The organism is Kitasatospora sp. NPDC054768, from assembly GCF_053612025.1.
Genome location: NZ_JBSHBN010000149.1, coordinates 8,376 through 24,228, shown reverse-complemented (window position 1 = coordinate 24,228; position 15,853 = coordinate 8,376). Strand labels below are relative to the sequence as shown.

The 15,853-nt window shown below is 74.7% G+C and carries 15 protein-coding genes and 1 tRNA gene; 6 read left to right on the top strand and 10 right to left on the bottom strand.

The window, feature by feature from the left end; translation table 11 throughout:
- Positions 1-133: 133 nt before the first annotated feature.
- The 3 genes from ACWGKU_RS32365 to ACWGKU_RS32355 all read right to left on the bottom strand — a co-directional run bounded on the left by ACWGKU_RS32365 (position 134) and on the right by ACWGKU_RS32355 (position 2,762).
- On the bottom strand, positions 134-934 hold the full coding sequence (locus ACWGKU_RS32365; protein WP_380551243.1) for a nucleotidyltransferase family protein: 801 nt from the start codon (positions 932-934) through the stop codon (positions 134-136).
- Positions 935-1,051: 117 nt separating this feature from the next.
- Positions 1,052-1,507: a hypothetical protein gene (locus ACWGKU_RS32360; RefSeq protein WP_401055421.1), complete on the bottom strand. Its 456-nt coding sequence runs from the start codon at positions 1,505-1,507 to the stop codon at positions 1,052-1,054.
- A gap of 163 nt (positions 1,508-1,670) precedes the next feature.
- Entirely contained in the window at positions 1,671-2,762 is a 1,092-nt protein-coding gene (locus tag ACWGKU_RS32355) for an ABC transporter ATP-binding protein (protein ID WP_359915308.1), read from the bottom strand.
- A 284-nt stretch (positions 2,763-3,046) separates the two neighbouring features.
- Here ACWGKU_RS32355 and ACWGKU_RS32350 point away from each other — a divergent pair.
- Positions 3,047-3,120: transfer RNA gene (locus ACWGKU_RS32350), tRNA-Thr, on the top strand.
- 63 nt (positions 3,121-3,183) lie between these two features.
- Here ACWGKU_RS32350 and ACWGKU_RS32345 read toward each other — a convergent pair.
- The 6 genes from ACWGKU_RS32345 to ACWGKU_RS32320 form a co-directional block, all read right to left on the bottom strand.
- Positions 3,184-4,389, bottom strand: a complete 1,206-nt coding sequence (locus tag ACWGKU_RS32345) for a sensor histidine kinase (RefSeq protein WP_452180926.1) — start codon at positions 4,387-4,389, stop codon at positions 3,184-3,186.
- Positions 4,386-5,189 carry a response regulator gene (locus ACWGKU_RS32340; protein ID WP_452180927.1) on the bottom strand — a complete coding sequence of 268 codons (804 nt, stop codon included), beginning with the start codon at positions 5,187-5,189 and terminating at the stop codon, positions 4,386-4,388. The genes ACWGKU_RS32345 and ACWGKU_RS32340 overlap by 4 nt, the downstream gene beginning before the upstream one ends.
- Positions 5,186-6,043 (bottom strand): hypothetical protein, encoded by an 858-nt coding sequence (locus tag ACWGKU_RS32335; protein ID WP_452180928.1) that lies wholly within the window; start codon positions 6,041-6,043, stop codon positions 5,186-5,188. The genes ACWGKU_RS32340 and ACWGKU_RS32335 overlap by 4 nt, the downstream gene beginning before the upstream one ends.
- A 213-nt stretch (positions 6,044-6,256) precedes the next feature.
- On the bottom strand, positions 6,257-6,994 hold the full coding sequence (locus ACWGKU_RS32330) for a class F sortase (protein ID WP_452180929.1): 738 nt from the start codon (positions 6,992-6,994) through the stop codon (positions 6,257-6,259).
- An 82-nt stretch (positions 6,995-7,076) separates the two neighbouring features.
- A complete protein-coding gene (locus ACWGKU_RS32325; RefSeq protein WP_359915299.1) occupies positions 7,077-7,520 on the bottom strand; it encodes a sortase-dependent protein in 444 nt (147 codons plus the stop codon).
- Positions 7,521-7,999: 479 nt separating this feature from the next.
- A complete protein-coding gene (locus ACWGKU_RS32320) occupies positions 8,000-8,809 on the bottom strand; it encodes a hypothetical protein (RefSeq protein ID WP_452178822.1) in 810 nt (269 codons plus the stop codon).
- A 202-nt stretch (positions 8,810-9,011) separates the two neighbouring features.
- Here ACWGKU_RS32320 and ACWGKU_RS32315 point away from each other — a divergent pair, with 202 nt between their 5' ends.
- From ACWGKU_RS32315 to ACWGKU_RS32305, 3 genes are all read left to right on the top strand, one after another.
- On the top strand, positions 9,012-10,298 hold the full coding sequence (locus ACWGKU_RS32315; RefSeq protein WP_452178823.1) for an MFS transporter: 1,287 nt from the start codon (positions 9,012-9,014) through the stop codon (positions 10,296-10,298).
- Between the two features lie 168 nt (positions 10,299-10,466).
- Positions 10,467-10,700 carry a hypothetical protein gene (locus ACWGKU_RS32310; RefSeq protein ID WP_401051945.1) on the top strand — a complete coding sequence of 78 codons (234 nt, stop codon included), beginning with the start codon at positions 10,467-10,469 and terminating at the stop codon, positions 10,698-10,700.
- A 188-nt stretch (positions 10,701-10,888) separates the two neighbouring features.
- A complete protein-coding gene (locus tag ACWGKU_RS32305) occupies positions 10,889-11,437 on the top strand; it encodes a methylated-DNA--[protein]-cysteine S-methyltransferase (RefSeq protein ID WP_380353551.1) in 549 nt (182 codons plus the stop codon).
- 96 nt (positions 11,438-11,533) lie between these two features.
- On the opposite strand, the gene ACWGKU_RS32300 is transcribed toward ACWGKU_RS32305, so the two are convergent.
- Complete coding sequence (locus ACWGKU_RS32300) at positions 11,534-12,616, bottom strand: ATP-grasp domain-containing protein (RefSeq protein WP_452178824.1); 1,083 nt, start codon at positions 12,614-12,616, stop codon at positions 11,534-11,536.
- A 330-nt stretch (positions 12,617-12,946) separates the two neighbouring features.
- Here ACWGKU_RS32300 and ACWGKU_RS32295 point away from each other — a divergent pair, with 330 nt between their 5' ends.
- A complete protein-coding gene (locus ACWGKU_RS32295) occupies positions 12,947-14,365 on the top strand; it encodes a family 2B encapsulin nanocompartment shell protein (RefSeq protein ID WP_401050454.1) in 1,419 nt (472 codons plus the stop codon).
- A gap of 205 nt (positions 14,366-14,570) precedes the next feature.
- Entirely contained in the window at positions 14,571-15,620 is a 1,050-nt protein-coding gene (locus ACWGKU_RS32290; RefSeq protein WP_401050457.1) for a family 2 encapsulin nanocompartment cargo protein polyprenyl transferase, read from the top strand.
- The last annotated feature ends 233 nt before the right edge of the window (positions 15,621-15,853 follow it).

The window sequence follows — 15,853 nt, the reverse complement described above, 5'->3', positions numbered from 1 at the left end:
GTGCTCCGTGGGGGAGCACCCGGCCGATCGCCGTGCGCGTGCGGTGGGGCGAGGGCGTCCGTGTGCGGGTGGGCAGCCGGGCGGGCCTGCGGCCGTCCGGTCCCGGTGCGGACGGGCCTGCGGTGCCCGTCGGCTACCGGGGTGCCCGGCCGGCGCCGGAGGCGAGCTCCTTGGCCGCCTCGGTGAGGTCCTTGGCGGTGTCGATGGCCCGCCAGTACACGCCCTGCGGCAGCTGGTAGCCCGCCAGCCGCTTGCCGCGGGCCAGCTGGGGGAAGGTGGTGCGCTCGTGGTCGCCCACGTCCGGCAGCAGCCCGGCGAACTCCGGGCTGAACACGTACAGGCCGGCGTTGATCAGGAAGGGCGAGGGCGGGGCCTCGATGAAGTCCAGCACGTTGCCGAACTGGTCGGTCTCCACCGCGCCCCAGGGGATCCGCGGCCGGGCCAGCGCGAGCGTCGCGACGGCGTCCCGCTCGTGGTGGAAGGCGGCCATCTCGCGCAGGCTGAAGCGGGTCCAGATGTCGCCGTTGGTGGCGTACCAGGGCTCGTCCGGGCGGGGCAGCGCCTTGGCCGCGTACTTGAGCCCGCCACCGCGCCCGAGCGGCTCCGCCTCGACCACCGTGCGCACCCGCAGCGGCAGGTCCGCCTTGTCCAGCCACTCCTCCAGCACGTCGGCGAGGTGCCCGCAGGAGATCACGACGTCGGTGACGCCCTCCTCGGCCAGCCAGGCCAGCTGGTGGCCGAGGATCGGCGTGCCCGTCCCGGGGATCTCGACCAGCGGCTTCGGGCGGTCGTCCGTGTAGGGGCGCAGCCGGGAGCCCTGGCCGCCGGCCAGGATGACGGCCTGGGTGACGGGCGTCGTGGTCGGCCGGGGCGCGTGGGGCTGCGGGGGCCGGGCGGACGGGAGGTCGGCGGTGGGGCCGGAGTCAGCGGTCATGCCTGAACAATAAGGCGGCGGACGGGGGTGTCCGCCGCCTCGGGGACCGGGGTCCGCCCGGCCTTCCGCAGCCTTCTCGGACCGTCTCCGACGGTCTCCGGCCTTCTCCGGCCTTCCTCAGCCGACGACGCCGGCCGCGAACGAGCCGTCGCAGACCGGGCGGGCGAAGGAGCGGGCCCGCTGGACGTCGCCCTGGTACTTGCGCACCGCCGCCTTGCCCAGCTCGCCGGCCAGCGAGGTGCAGTAGGGCGTCAGCGAGGGCTGCTCGCGCATCGAGCGCTCCAGCAGGTCCAGCGCGGCGGAGGGGTTCTTCGCGCGCAGCTCGTCGAGCAGCGCCACCCGCAGCGAGTCCTGCGGGGCGAGCCCGTCCGAGGTCCTGGCCGTGGCGCCGGCCGCGTTGTTGGAACGCCCGATCCCGGCGCCGTCGCCGCTCGACGCCGCCACGACCTGCTGATCGAGCCCGGTCGGCGGGGCCCACGGGACCCGGGTCACGGCGAGGGTGCCGGTGGTCACCAGGACGACCGGCAGGGTCAGGGCGACGGTCTGGCCGATACGGCGCACTAGCTGCTTCACCCTCAGGAGAGTAGCGGTGGGTACGGGCGGGATCGCCCTCCGTTACACCATCGAGTGACACACTGTCCGGTTTCGTCCCTCCGCCGTGTTGACGCGGGGGTGTACGGACGGAGCCCGCCGGACCACGGGGGTCCGACGGGCTCCGGGGAGGCGCGAGGTCGCGTCAGTTGCTCAGGCGCAGGCCGGAGCTGGTGGAGAAGACGTGGGTCTCGTTGGCGATCGGCACGACGTGGATGGTCTCGCCTCGTGCCGGGATCTGGCGGCCGGGCACACGGACGACCAGCTCGTGGTCCTTGCCGCCGATCTGGGTGGTGCCGTAGACGAAGCCGTCCGAGCCGAGCTCCTCGACCACGTTGACGGTCACCGCGACGCCCTCGATGCCGCCCGACGGGACGACCTCGAAGTGCTCGGGGCGGATGCCGACGGTCACCGTCTTGTCGGTGCCGGCGCCGGACAGGTCCTCGCGGGAGATGTTGACGACCGAGCCGCCGAACTTCACGCCGCCGTCCACCAGCGGCACCTCGACCAGGTTCATGGCCGGCGAGCCGATGAAGCCGGCCACGAAGAGGTTGGCGGGCTTGTCGTACATGTTGCGCGGGGTGTCGACCTGCTGGAGCAGACCGTCCTTGAGCACCGCGACCCGGTCGCCCATGGTGAGGGCCTCGGTCTGGTCGTGGGTGACGTAGACCGTGGTGATGCCCAGGCGGCGCTGGAGGCCGGCGATCTGGGTGCGGGTGGAGACGCGGAGCTTGGCGTCCAGGTTCGACAGCGGCTCGTCCATCAGGAAGACCTGCGGCTGGCGGACGATCGCGCGGCCCATCGCGACGCGCTGGCGCTGACCGCCGGACAGCGCCTTCGGCTTGCGGTCCAGGTAGTCGGTCAGGTCGAGGATCTTCGCCGCCTCCTCGACCTTGGTGCGGATGTCCGCCTTGTTCACGCCGGCGATCTTGAGCGCGAAGCCCATGTTGTCGGCGACGGTCATGTGCGGGTAGAGCGCGTAGTTCTGGAACACCATGGCGATGTCCCGGTCCTTCGGCGGCAGGTGGGTGACGTCGCGGTCGCCGATCCGGATCGCACCGGCGTTGACGTCCTCCAGACCGGCCAGCATGCGCAGGCTGGTCGACTTGCCGCAGCCCGAGGGGCCGACCAGCACGAGGAACTCGCCGTCCGCGATCTCCAGCTCCAGCGCGTCCACCGAGGGCTTGTCCGCCCCGGGGTAGACGCGGGTCGCCTTGTCGTACGTGACAGAAGCCATGGTTGTCGCTCTCCTTCACCGGCAGGAACGTGCCGGACGATCCGAGTAAAGGGGGGTTTGTCAGGGTTCCGCCGGGCCGCCAGTGGTCTGAACCACTGCTCGAACCGACTCCCGGCGACGCTACCTGCGGTTCCGTGACTTGTCAGCCCCCACCCGACCCGATTTCGGCATCGGTTCCATCACGCCCACCCATCCCACCAAGCCCCGGATATCCCCCCATCCCGTCACCCGGGCCCGGTAGACTGCCCCCGGTGCCGCCGTGATCCATCGCGGACGGCCACCGTGCCTCCTTAGCTCAGCTGGCCAGAGCACCGCTCTTGTAAAGCGGGGGTCGTCGGTTCGAACCCGACAGGGGGCTCAGGTGTACGAGGGAAGGGCCGGTCCGACGGGGTGTCGGGCCGGCCCTTTCGCGTGGGCGGGGTCAGTCCGGGGGGAGGGCGAGGGTGGCGACGGCGCCGCCGTCGGGGTGGTTGGTGAAGGTCAGGGCGGCGCCGATGACGCGGGCGTGGCCGGTGGCGATGGTGAGGCCGAGGCCGTGCCCGCGGCCGCGTTCGGGGGCGTTGGTGCGGAAGCGCTGCGGGCCGTGCCGGAGGAGGTCCTCGGGGTAGCCGGGGCCGTGGTCGCGGACGGTGATCCGCAGGCCGTCGACGTGCAGGTGGACCGGGCCGGCGCCGTGGCGGTGGGCGTTGAGGATCAGGTTCCCGAGGATGCGGTCCAGCCGGCGCAGGTCGGTGCGGACCTGCCGGTCGGCGGTGATGTCGACGGTGACGTCCAGGCCGGTGAGGGAGACGGTGCGGCGCGCCGCGCGCTCCAGGGGGACGGCGGAGAGGTCGGGGGACTCCGCGTCGGCGTCCAGGCGGGAGACCTCCAGCAGGTCCTCGACCAGGCCGCGCAGTGCCTGGACCCGGTTCTGCACGAGCTGGGTGGGGCGTCCGGGCGGCAGCAGCTCGGCGGCGGTGACCAGCCCGGTGAGCGGGGTGCGCAGCTCGTGGGCGACGTCCGCGGTGAAGCGCTGCTCGTCCTCCAGGCGCCGGTGCAGGGTGCGGGACATCAGGTCGACGGCGGCGGCGAGGTCGGCGACCTCGTCCTTGCCGTCGACGAGTTCGCCGATCCGGGTGTCCGTCCCGCCGGCCGCGATGCCGCGGGCGGCGGTGGCCGCGGTGCGCAGCCTGCGGCTGATCCGGTCGGCGACGAGCACGCCGGCCAGCACGGTGGTGAAGACCGCGGCGACGACGGTGAGCAGGATGATCCGGTCCAGGTCGGCGATGGCCTGCCGGTCCTGGGTGAAGTCCACCCGGACGGACAGCACCCCGTTCTGCACCGGGCCGGCCGCCCACATGGACTCGCCGGTGCCGTCGGCGGCGAGCAGCGAGCCGTGCCGGCCGCCCTCGGCGAGGGCGCGCAGCCGGTCCGGCAGGGCCGGGTCGTTCACGGCGGCGCCGTGGCCGGCCACCTCGCCGTCGCGCCCGTAGCCGGCCAGGGCCGAGTCGAGGGCGGCGAGTGCGGAGGAGCGGGCCTGGTCCACGTGCTGACGGATCATCGCCTGGTGGACCAGCAGGCCGACGGCCACCGCGACCAGGACGGCGATGGCGGCGACGGCGGTGGCGATCTGGCGGCGCAGGGTCATGCCGGGCGCCGCAGCTTGTAGCCGAACCCGCGGACGGTTTCGATCCGGCCGGAGCCGATCTTGGCGCGCAGCCGCTGCACGTGGACGTCCACGACCCGGGTGTCGGCGCCCCACTCGTAGTCCCAGACGCGTTCGAGCAGGGTGGAGCGCTCCAGCACGATCCCGGGCGCGGCGGTGAACTCCAGCAGCAGCCGCAGTTCGGTGGGCGTGAGCGGGACGAGGCGGCCGTCCACCCGGACCTCCATGCTGTCGGTGTCCACCTGGAGGCCGTCGAAGCTGCGGACGGACGGGGTGGGGGCGGGGGCGGTCGGCGGGGCCGGCTGCGGGACCCCGGGAACTCCGGGGGTGCCGGGGCGCGGTGGGGCGTCGGCCGCCGGGGCGTCCGGGGGCGGTGGGGCGTCGGCCGCCGGGACGACCCGGACGCGGCGCAGCACCGTACGGATCCGGGCGACCAGGACGGCGCTCTCGAAGGGCTTGACCACGTAGTCGTCCGCCCCTGCCTCCAGCCCGGAGACCACGTCCACCGGGTCGGTCCGGGCGGACATCATCAGGATCGGCAGCTGGCTCTCCTCCCGGATCCGGCGGCAGAGGCCGACCCCGTCGAGCAGCGGCAGCATGACGTCCAGCAGGAGCAGGTCGGGCCGGACGGCGTGGAACGCCTCCAGCCCCTCCAGGCCGTCGGCCGCCGTGGTGACCGGGAAGCCGTAGCGTTCCAGGGCCATCCGGGTGGCCTCGCGGATCACCTCGTCGTCCTCGACCAGGAGGATGTGCGGGTGGGCGGGGGTGGTGGCGGTGGTCATCGCTTGGCTTCCGGGAGCACGGCGGGGGCGGAGGGCCCCGAGGGGGTGGAGGGCGCGGCGGGCCCGGAGGACGGCCGGACGGGGCGCGGGGACGGGACGGAGGCCTCGGGGGCCGCCTGCCTCGGCGCGAACGGGGTGGGGCGTGCCGCTGCCGGGCCGGACTCGGGGGCGGCGGTGTCCGCGCCGGTGCGCGGGAGCAGGCCGACGCCCTCGTCCTTGCGTTCCTTCAGGACGAGCCTGTTGTCGTTCCACTGGTAGAGGCTGGTGGTCCGGGCGTAGGCGCTGGTGGGCTCGAACAGCCACAGGTCGGTGCCGACGGTAGCGGCGCTGAACGCCGGCTGGACCTGCACCTGGAGGACGGGCAGCAGGTGGTCCTCGGCGAGGGCGTAGACGTGCAGCACGACCCGCCCGGGGGTGGTGACGACGGTGATCAGCTCGGGCTGCCCGTCCCCGGAGAGGTCGCGGAACTCGGGGGCGCGGACCTCGCACCCGGCGCAGGAGCCGAGCGCCTGGCGCTCCTCCGGGCCCACGTTCGGGTCCTTGGCGAGGACGGTGCGCACGTCGACCGCGGTGATGTCGTGCCCGGGGACGGTCAGGTCCGGTACGGGCTGCGGCGGTTCCTGGGTGACGCCGGCCGCGGCCGCGGAGGGCGGCGGGGAGGTGGGCAGCTTCGGCCAGAGCGGCTGGAGCACCGGCGGCGGCGTGACGGCCCGGAGCGGGCCCTGGTCGCGCAGGTCGCCGGGGGTGGCGCGGCCGAAGGCCAGGCCGGCGAGGGCGAGGACGACGACCAGGCCGGCCAGGGTGGCGAGCTGGACGGCGCCGGGCCGGCGGCGGGGTGGTGGTGTTGCTGCCACGGTCGGTGTTCGTCCTCCTGCTCTGCGGCGTCGTTCCGGTCGTCGTTCCGGTCGTCGCTCCCGTCACCGCCCGGGTGGTAGGTCGCGCGGTCGGTGGTCGGCGGTTCCGCGACGGTAGCTTCGTGCGGGTAGTCCGGGTAGTCCGGACCACGTGGGTCGTACGGCTCGTACGGTCCATGTGGTTCATGTGGTCCGTACGACCCGTCCCGGCCGTCAGGCCGGGTCCGCCAGCACGATGATGTTGTCCGTCCAGTGGCCGTCCGAGCCGATCCGCCCGCCGCAGGTGATCAGCCGGAGTGCGGGCGCGGGCGTGTCGCCGTACACCTGCTCGGTCGGGAAGTGGTCCTTGGCGGCCTGGAGCAGCGTGCGGACCTTGAAGTCCACGGTGCTGCCGTCGGCGCGCCGGATCCGGATCAGCTCGCCGGGCCGCAGTTTCGGCAGCTGCTTGAAGACCGCCGGGCCGTGCACGGTGTCGTAGTGCCCGATGAGTACGGCGGGGCCGTTCTCGCCGGGTGTGGGGCCGTTGCGGTACCAGCCGACCTCCTCGCCCCGGTCGGCCGGCGGCACCTCGACCGTGCCGTCGGGGTTCAGGCCGAGGTCGGTCACCGGTGCGTCCACCCCGACGGAGGGGACCAGCAGGCGGGTCGGCGGCGAGGACGCGTACGGCTTCGGGGCGGTGGACGTGGATGTGGACGCGGCGCCGGTCGTGGCCGGGGTGCCCGGGGCCATCGCCGGGGCGTCCGTGCCGGTCCCGGTGCCGTGCCCGGAGGTCTCGACCCGCACCACCGGGGTCTCCCGGCCGGACAGCGCGAGCGAGGTGCCGAGCACCAGGCAGAGCAGGCCCGCGGTGCCGAAGGCGGTGCGGCGCAGCGGGCCCGGAGCGGGCCGGGCGGCGCGTCGGCGGCCCCGCCGGTGGTCCTTGGCGCGACGGTGGGTGTCGGTCCCCGCCACCGGGACGGCCCCGGCGCCGCTGCCCCCCCCGGCCGGGTTCGGGTAAGCGGCGCCGGGGTGCCCGGCGGACTCGGGACCGGTGTCAGCCGCGCGCACCGGAGCGGCGGCGCAGAACGGCGAAGCCCAGGGCCGCGGCGCCGACGGCCGCGACGGTGCCGCCACCGGCGAGCATCAGGCCGGAACCCTCGGACGCGGCGGAGCCGTCACCGGCCTGCGCGGCGCCCTTGGGCACCTCGCGGACCTGCGGCTGGGCGCCACCGGGCGCGACCGGGGCGGGCGAGGCGACGCCCTTGGGGGCGGCCACGGCCGGCGAGGCGTCGGTCTTCGGGGCGGCGGACGGCGTGGGCACGGCGGTCCTCGGCGCCGCGTCGCCGTTCGGGGCGGCGACACTGGGGGCGGCCGGCTTCGGCACGCCGTCGGCCCAGGCCTGCCCGCCGCTGATGGTGGCCAGCAGCGCGGCGCCGGTCAGGGCGCAGACCGCCAGGACGCGGCGGGCGGGCGAGTGGTGGGTACGGCTCCTGCTCATGCGGGGTGTCTCCATCTGCATCGGTCGGTACCTGGGCGGCCGGCGGTCCGCGGTGCGGTGCGGTGCGGTTGGCACCGCGTTCGCACCGCGCTTCGCGGGCCCCGGTGTGCTGGTGTCGCGGGACGTCCGTCGTCGGCGCCGGACGCGTACGTCCTCGTCGCGGACGCCCTCCGGCCGGCTCGATCGGTTCGGCCGGTGGCGTCGAGGACGACGGTAGGAGGGCCGTGTCGCGGTCCTCGGCCGGTCGTGTCACGGCCGCCCATCGGCTGCGTAACGGCGCGGCGCTGCCGACGTTGCGGTCGCCCGCTGCCCGCTGCCCGCTGCCCGCTGCCCGCTGCCCGCTGCCCGCTGCCCGCTGCCCGCTGCCCGCTGCCCGCTGCCCGCTGCCCGCTGCCGCCCCGCTGCCCGCTGCCCGCTGCCCGCTGCCCGCTGCCGCCCCGCTGCCCGCTGCCGCCCCGCTGCCCGTCGCCGCCCCGCGGCTACCGCCCCGCCCGCAGCCGGCGGAGGGTCCAGCCCGGGCCGAGCGGCCGGGTGTGGGCCGTGAAGAGCTCGGCGGCCCGGCGGTAGGAGAGGCGGGCGTGGCCGGTGTACGGGCAGCGGTCGCGGGCGGGGGTGCCGGCGGGGGCGCGGCGGTCGGTGAGGAAGAGCGGGCCGGTGGCGCGGCCGGCCACCAGGAGGGGGAGCAGCCGGGCGGTGCCGGACTGCCAGTGGACGGTGGCCTGCCCGGGGCGGGTGCGGCGGCGGGGCGGTTCGAGGTGGTCGGTGTCCAGGGCGAGGACCGTCTCGATCGCGGCGCCGGACTCGTGCAGCAGGTGCCAGAGCGCCTGTTCGCGCAGCGGCGCGCGGAGGGTGAACAGGGCGTGCAGTTCCTCGGGGGTCAACGGGCCTGCGGCCGCTGTGGGTCCGGGCAGCGGGCGGGCGAGCAGGCCGGTGGTCGGGTCGCCGTCGAGCCAGCCCCTGGCCCGCCACCAGGCCACGGCCGCGCGCAGGGTGGAGAGTTCCCGGTTGAGGGTGCGCGGGTCGGTGTCGGCCGCGCGCCGGGCGGCCGCGTCGCGCAGTCGTTCGGCGGCGTCCGGGTGGTCGAGCAGTGCGAGCGGCAGGACGGGCGGCCGGGCCCGCCGCCGTTCGGGGCCGGTGGGGGAGGGCCGGTCGGCGAGCGCCCAGGCCCAGGTGTCCAGCGCGATCCGGTAGATCCGCCGGGAGCCGTCGGCGAGCCCGGAGGCGGCCAGGTAGCGCTCGACGGCGACGGCGTACTCGACCGGTGGGAGTCCTGCCGCAGTTTCTGTCACGATCGCCTTCTTCCGCAGTAAATCAATTCCGCCAAGCCGCTCGAACCCTAGTCAAGAATCGCAGTAAAGGGCAGGTCGGGGGCCACTGGAAGGCAAATTTACTGCGGCAGTTCGCTCCGCCCGGAAAATTGACTCCAAAAGGCTCAACTTTTTCGCCGGAATCCCTTGAAGCGCTCCCCGCCGGACCGCAGACTTGCTGCACATGGCAATGCAGACCGAACGGATCCCGGCCCGTAGAAGGCGACTGGGAGACCGTCTCGCCGTGCTCGGCGAGCGCGAATTCACGTGGTTCTTCATCGGGTACACGACCTCCCTGATCGGCTCCTCGATGGCGCCGGTCGCGGTCGCCTTCGCGGTGCTCGACGGCGAGGGCGGCGCCGGGGGAGCCGGTGGTGGCGGCACCGCCCTGGGGTGGGTGATGGCGGCCCGGATCCTCCCGGTGGTGCTGGTGCTGCTGGCCGGCGGGGTGATCGCGGACCGGCTCGGCAGCCGCCGGGTGATGCTGGGCTCGGACCTGCTGCGCGGCCTGGTCCAGGCGCTGTTCGCCGGACTGCTGGCGGCCGGGCACGCGCCGGTCTGGGCGATGGTCGTGCTGGTGGCGCTCTGGGGGGTCGGCGAGGGGCTGTTCATGCCGGCCTTCGGCGCGATCGTGCCCGATCTGGTGCGCCGCAAGGACCTGATGGCGGACGCCAACACCCTGCTGGGGCTGGCCCGTTCGGTGTCCACCGTGGTCGGCCCCGCCACCGCCGGGCTGGTCACCGCGGCCTGGGGACCGGCGACGGTGCTGCTGGCCGACGCGGTGACGTACGGCGTCGGCGCCTTCGCGCTGGCCAGGTTGCGGCTGCCGGTACGGGCGGCGGGCGGCGAGGAGTCGATGATCCGGGACGTGCGGGCCGGCTGGTCGGAGTTCGTCTCCCGCCCGTGGCTGTGGATCACCACCGCGCAGATGGGCCTGTTCAACCTGCTGGTCTGGGCCCCCTTCCTGGTGCTGGGCCCGCTGCTCTCGCAGCGGGACCTCGGCGGCGCCCGGGCCTGGGGCCTGGTGATGGGCGTGTACGGCGCCGGGGCGGTGCTGAGCGGCCTGCTGATGCTCGGCCGGGCGCCCGCCCGTCCGCTCGCGGTGGCGTCCGCGGCGGCGCTGGCCTGGGCGCTGCCCTCCGGGGCGCTCGCGGCCGGGGCGGGGCTGCCCTGGGTGGCCGCCGGCGCGCTGGTGGCCGGGGCCGGCTCGGCGGTCTGCGGGACGCTCTACAACACCACCCTGCAGAAGTGGGTGCCGGTGGAGCTGCTCGGCCGGATGACAGCCTTCGGGGTCCTGGGCGCCTTCGCCCTCGGCCCGCTCGGACTGGCGGCGGCCGGTCCGCTGGCGGGCCGGTTCGGCGCGGACACCGTGCTGCTCGTCGGGGCGGTCTGGCAACTGGCGGCCGGGGCCGTAGTGTTGGCCGTACCGGCGGTACGGAACCGCCGCTGGGAGGAGGGCCCGGACAGCTGACCAACCCCTCGGACGGCTTCGGGGCGCACCCCCGGCCCATCGCGCACCGCGCCCGGCCGGCCCCGGAGCGCAACCGGCTGCCCCTCCCGCGCACGTAGGCCTCCGCGGCGGGCGGGGCGGCCGACCCGGTCGTACGGTGGAGGACGGGGGAGACGGAGGAGGTCGATCATGCCCGGCTCGCTCACCATCAGCCATCACGGGACCGCGGTCACCCTGGACCACGCGGACGCGGAGCGGCTCGCCACCGTACTGGCGGACCTGGCGTACCTGCTGGAGATCCCGGGGTCGAACCGGCTCAGTGACGACCAGCTGGCCGTGCTCTGCGAGGGACGGTCCCCGGACCGCGCCGATCTGGTGCACTGGTGCGCTTCGCTCGCCCGCGGGCTGAAGGCGCAGCTCTGACCGGAGCCGCCCGTGCCGCAGGCGGACCGCCGCGCGACGGTCCGCCACCCCGGCACCCGCCGTGCGACGGCTTGCCGCGCGCCCGCCCGGCGCGCGCCCGCCCGCCGTACGATGGCGCGCGGGGCGGGGACGCCCCCCGGGTACCGGGGTGGCCGGCGGCCGGTCCGGCGGAGGGTGGGGGCCCGAGCGTGTCGCAGTCCTGGTCGATGTCCTGGCTGACCGTGCCCACGCCGTTGCCCAGCGGGCCGATGCGCATCGCGGTGACCCCGCTCGGCGTGGCGTCGGCCGGTTACACCGGGCCGCGCGAGGGCGAGCTGCCGGCGTGCACCGACGAGTCGAAGATCACCGCCGTCACCGAGCGGATCGGTGCCTACTTGGCGGGCCGCACCCGCGAGTTGGGCCTGCCGGTCGACTGGAGCCTGAGCTCCGGCCCGCACCGCGCGGTGCTGCAGACGCTCTGGCGCGAGGTGCCGTACGGCCGGACCATCACCTACGGCGAACTGGCTGCCCGCAGCGGGGTGTTCGAGGACATCACGGAGCCTGGCCTGGCCGCCCGCACGGTCGGGCAGATGATGGCCGCGAACCCCGTCCCCCTGCTGGTGCCCTGCCACCGGGTGGTGGCGGCGGACGGGATCGGCGGCTTCGGTGGCGGCCGGGTCGGGATCGAGGTGAAGCGCTGGCTGCTCACCCTGGAGGGCGTGCTGGAGCCGACCCTCGACTGGAACGGCCCGCTGTAGCGGCGGGGGTGCGGGCGGCGGCGAGCGGCCCGCGGCCGGCAGGGGGCCCGCCGTTCCCGCCGGTCGTCACGCCCGGCCCGCTGCTCCCGCCGGTCGTCACGCCGGGGTCGCCGCCGGCTGCGCCCCCGGAGACACCCGCCCGGGCCCCTGCTGCGGGTGCACCGGCCGGATGCCGGGCACCAGGGTGTACTCGATGCCGCGCACGTCCGGCTCCGCCCCCGCGCACTCCGGCCGCTCGCCGAGCGCCAGCCGCACCGCGTCCCACGGCAGGTTGAGTCCGCACAGCCGCAGCTGGTGGAGCCCGGCGGCGGGGCGGGTGTTGACGTCGATGACCACCGGCAGGCCGTCGAGGCGGCGGAACTGGACGTTGGACAGGTACGCCATCCCGGTCGCCCGGACCAGCCGCCGGACGGGCTCCAGGTAGCACTCCTCGGTGGTGAAGCCCCTGCGGCGGGCCTCTTTGGTGCGCCCGACCGCGGCGAGCGGGCTGCCGTCCCGGTCGGCGAGGCAGTCCACCGAGACCTCCGGCCCGTCCAGGTGGGGCATCACCAGCAGGTCCACCGGCTCGCCGTCCGGGCCGCCCCCGGCCAGTGCCGCGGCGACCTGTTCGACCTGCACCCGGTGGTCCCAGCCGGCCAGCCGCCGTGCGTTGTAGGGCTCCCGGGTGAGCACCCGGAAGCCGGCGCCGCCGGCGCCGGTGGTGGGCTTGAGACAGGCGGTGCGGCCGGCGCCCTCGATCCGTTCGACGGCGTCCCACAGCTCGGCGGGGGTGCGCACCCGCCACCAGGGCGGGGTGGGCAGCCCGGCCCCGGCGATCGTGGCGTAGCCGTCCGCCTTGCTGGTGAAGGCGGCTATCGCGGTGGCCGGCGGGCAGAGCAGCGTGGTGCCGATCGCCTCGAACTCCGGCCGGGCGAGGGCGATGGCGAGCTGGTGCAGCTGCGGGACGAAGACGTCGATCGCGTGCCGGGCGCAGTAGTCCAGGGCGTAGCCGACGTAGCCGTCCGCGGCCAGGCCGGCGGGCTCCGGAGTGCCGTGGTCGGCGGCGGCGAGCACGGGGGAGTCCGGGTCGCCGTGGGTCGCGTGGACCACGACGGGGCGCGGGGCGGCGCGCAGTTGCTCGATGAAGAAGACGTTCTCGGCGTAGGTGCGGTTCAGCCAGACACGTACGGGTGCACTCATGTGACCCTCCCGGGAGGGAAGTTGACGAAGGGTCAGGGCACCCTAGCGGCCTGTTCGAACGGCCCGGACGGCAGGGGCGCCGTGGGCGGATGGCGGCAGGGGGTGGCGCGGGTCGGGGCTTCGATGGGGGAGGATGGGGCGCGGCACTCCGATATGTTCGAATAAATAGTCGAACAAATATCGATTGGGTGATCCATTCGTACTATTTGTTCGGCCATTCGGAACCACTCGAACGAGTGATTGCGGGGTGCCCCTGAATGGGCCCACCATGAAGCTGCAACACGCATGTGCAAGGCGACGCTTCATTGGGATATGCGAAGGGCTCCCCTCATGTCGACCGAAACGAATGCCGGTATTCCCGCGCCCGGTGCGCAACCGGAGATCCGGCAGCAGCAGAGTCTGAGCACGGCGGGCGCGCGGAACCTCGCGACGACCACCAAGTCCGCGCCGCAGATGCAGGGCATCAGCCCGCGCTGGCTGCTCAGGAGGCTGCCCTGGGTGCAGGTGTCCGGCGGCACCTACCGGGTGAACCGCCGCCTGCGCCACTCGGTCGGCCGCGGCCGGGTGGGTTTCGTCAAGACCGGCGCCGAGGTGCGGATCGTCCCGCCCACGCTGGCCGAGGTGCCGGTGCTGCGCGGCTTCCAGGACGAGGCCGTGCTGGAGGAGCTGGCCTCGCGCTTCGTGCAGCGGGACTTCAACGCGGGCGACGTCCTGGTCCAGGCCGGGGCGCCGATCACCGAGGTGTTCCTGATCGCCCACGGCAAGCTCGACCGGCTGGGCACCGGCAAGTACGGCGAGGAGACGGTGGTCGGCACCCTCGCCGACGGCGACCACCTCGGCGACGAGGCGATCCGGCAGGACGGCGGCGACTGGCCGTACACCGTCCGCGCCGCGACCTCCGGCACCGTGCTGACGCTGTCCTGGCCCTCCTTCCAGGAGCTGCACGACCGCTCCGAGGCGCTGCAGCTCCAGGTCATCGAGTACCTGAACGGCTTCCAGCAGGCGCAGAACAAGCACGGCGAGGCCGCGATCGACCTCGCCGCCGGCCACCAGGGCGAGTACGAGCTGCCCGGCGCCTTCGTCGACTACGAGCTCAAGCCGCGCGAGTACGAGCTGAGCGTCGCGCAGACGATCCTCAAGGTGCACACCCGGGTCGCCGACCTCTACAACCAGCCGATGAACCAGACCGAGCACCAGCTGCGGCTGACCATCGAGGCCCTGCGCGAGCGCCAGGAGCACGAGCTCGTCAACAACCCCGAGTTCGGCCTGCTCGGCAACGCCGCGTACGAGCAGCGGTTCCAGACCCACTCCGGCCCGCCCACCCCGGACGACATGGACGAGCTGCTCAGTCGCCGCCGCGGCACCAGGATGTTCCTGGCCCACCCCAGGGCCATCGCCGCCTTCGGCCGGGAGCTCAACAAGCGCGGCCTCTACCCGGGGACGGTCGAGGTCGAGGGCAAGCAGATCATGTCCTGGCGCGGCGTCCCGGTCTTCCCGTGCAACAAGATCCCGATCGTCGGGAGCACCAGCTCGATCATCGCGATGCGAATCGGGGAGGACAACCAGGGCGTCATCGGCCTGCACCAGACCGGAATTCCGGATGAATACCAGCCCAGCCTCTCGGTGCGGTTCATGGGAATCGACGACAAGGCCATCATTTCCTACCTGGTGAGCGCCTACTACTCCGCCGCGATCCTGGTGCCGGACGCGGTCGGTGTCCTGGAGAACGTGGACATCGCGCAGCACTGACGGATCGCGCAGTACCGACGGTTCGCGGGGCCGCTCGCAGAGCCGCGCCGTCCACCGGGGCCGTCCACCGGCCCCGGCCGGGCGGCTGCGTACCGACCCGGTGCGTACCTGCTGCGCACTGGCCCGGCGCGCACCGGCACAGCGCAACCCCGGCCCGCCGTCGGCGGGCCGTCCCACGACAGGCGCCCGACAGGGGGAAACACCCATGACCAGTCCCACGCTGGAGCGGGACCACAAAGAGGGCCACGAGGCGGCCGACATCCTCGCCCGGACCCGCGCCCTGGTCGACCCGGTCCTGCGGGCCGCCGTCGACTCGCTGCCCGGCACCATGCGCAAGGTGGCCGGCTACCACTTCGGCTGGTGGGAGGCGGACGGCACGCCGGCCCAGGCCTCCGCCGGCAAGGCGATCCGACCGGCCATGGTCCTCGCCGCCACCCAGGCCCTGGGCGGCAAGCCCAACGAGGCCGTCGCCGCGGCCGCCGCGGTGGAGCTGGTGCACAACTTCACCCTGCTCCACGACGACGTCATCGACCGGGACGACACCCGGCGCCACCGGCCCACCGCCTGGCGGGTGTTCGGCACCACCGAGGCCATCCTGGCCGGGGACGCCATGCACTCCCTCGCGCTGCGCCTGCTCGCCGAGGACACCCACCCGGCCGCCCACGGCTCGATCCGCCGGCTCGCCGACTGCGTGGTGGAGCTCTGCGAGGGCCAGCAGATCGACTGCGCCTTCGAGCGGCGCAACGACGTCTCGCTGCCCGAGTGCCTGGCGATGGCGGAGGCCAAGACCGGCGCGCTGCTGGGCGCGGCCTGCGCGATGGGCGCCCTGTACGCGGGCGCCTCCGAGGAGGCGGCGCAGGCGCTGGACTGCTTCGGGCGGGAGATCGGCCTGGCCTTCCAGCTGATCGACGACCTGATCGGCATCTGGGGGGATCCGGCGGTCACCGGCAAGCCGGTCGGCGCGGACCTGGTCGCCCGGAAGAAGTCGCTGCCGGTGGTCGCGGCGCTGGGATCCGGCACCGTCGAGGGCAAGCTGCTGGCCGAGCTGTACGCGATCGAACGCCCGCTGGACGCCGAGGAGTTGGCGCAGTGCGCGGTGGCCGTCGAGGCGGCCGGCGGGCGCGGCTGGGCGCAGGGCGAGTCCTGCGAGCGGATGGCCGCGGCGATGGCGCAGCTGGCCGCCGCCGTCCCGGAGCCGGCCGCGGCGGACGAGCTGCTGGCGCTCGCCGAGCTGGTCACCCGCCGCACGCACTGAACGGGGCGCCCGCGCCGAAGGCGGCGCGCGTCGAACACGTCCCCGGAGCGCCCTGAGGAGCGCCCCAAGGAGTCTTGCCGGGCGTGGCGCTGGGCGTGGCGCCGGGCGTGGCGCCGGGAGTGGCGCTGGGAGTGTCGCCGGTAGTGGGGTGGGGGGGGGGGGGGGGTTGCCCTACCCGGGGGGGGGGGCCCGGGGGGGCCGGGGGGGCGCGGGCGCCGGGGGGGGGGCACGGA

What these genes read in the sequence shown, in the direction of transcription:
- ACWGKU_RS32355 (WP_359915308.1), bottom strand. Translation starts at nt 2,762, where the DNA reads ATGGCTTCTGTCACGTACGACAAGGCGACCCGCGTCTACCCCGGGGCG.
- ACWGKU_RS32325 (WP_359915299.1), bottom strand. Translation starts at nt 7,520, where the DNA reads ATGAGCAGGAGCCGTACCCACCACTCGCCCGCCCGCCGCGTCCTGGCG.
- ACWGKU_RS32300 (WP_452178824.1), bottom strand. Translation starts at nt 12,616, where the DNA reads ATGAGTGCACCCGTACGTGTCTGGCTGAACCGCACCTACGCCGAGAAC.
- ACWGKU_RS32340 (WP_452180927.1), bottom strand. Translation starts at nt 5,189, where the DNA reads ATGACCACCGCCACCACCCCCGCCCACCCGCACATCCTCCTGGTCGAG.
- ACWGKU_RS32365 (WP_380551243.1), bottom strand. Translation starts at nt 934, where the DNA reads ATGACCGCTGACTCCGGCCCCACCGCCGACCTCCCGTCCGCCCGGCCC.
- ACWGKU_RS32295 (WP_401050454.1), top strand. Translation starts at nt 12,947, where the DNA reads ATGTCGACCGAAACGAATGCCGGTATTCCCGCGCCCGGTGCGCAACCG.
- ACWGKU_RS32310 (WP_401051945.1), top strand. Translation starts at nt 10,467, where the DNA reads ATGCCCGGCTCGCTCACCATCAGCCATCACGGGACCGCGGTCACCCTG.
- ACWGKU_RS32290 (WP_401050457.1), top strand. Translation starts at nt 14,571, where the DNA reads ATGACCAGTCCCACGCTGGAGCGGGACCACAAAGAGGGCCACGAGGCG.
- ACWGKU_RS32315 (WP_452178823.1), top strand. Translation starts at nt 9,012, where the DNA reads ATGGCAATGCAGACCGAACGGATCCCGGCCCGTAGAAGGCGACTGGGA.
- ACWGKU_RS32345 (WP_452180926.1), bottom strand. Translation starts at nt 4,389, where the DNA reads ATGACCCTGCGCCGCCAGATCGCCACCGCCGTCGCCGCCATCGCCGTC.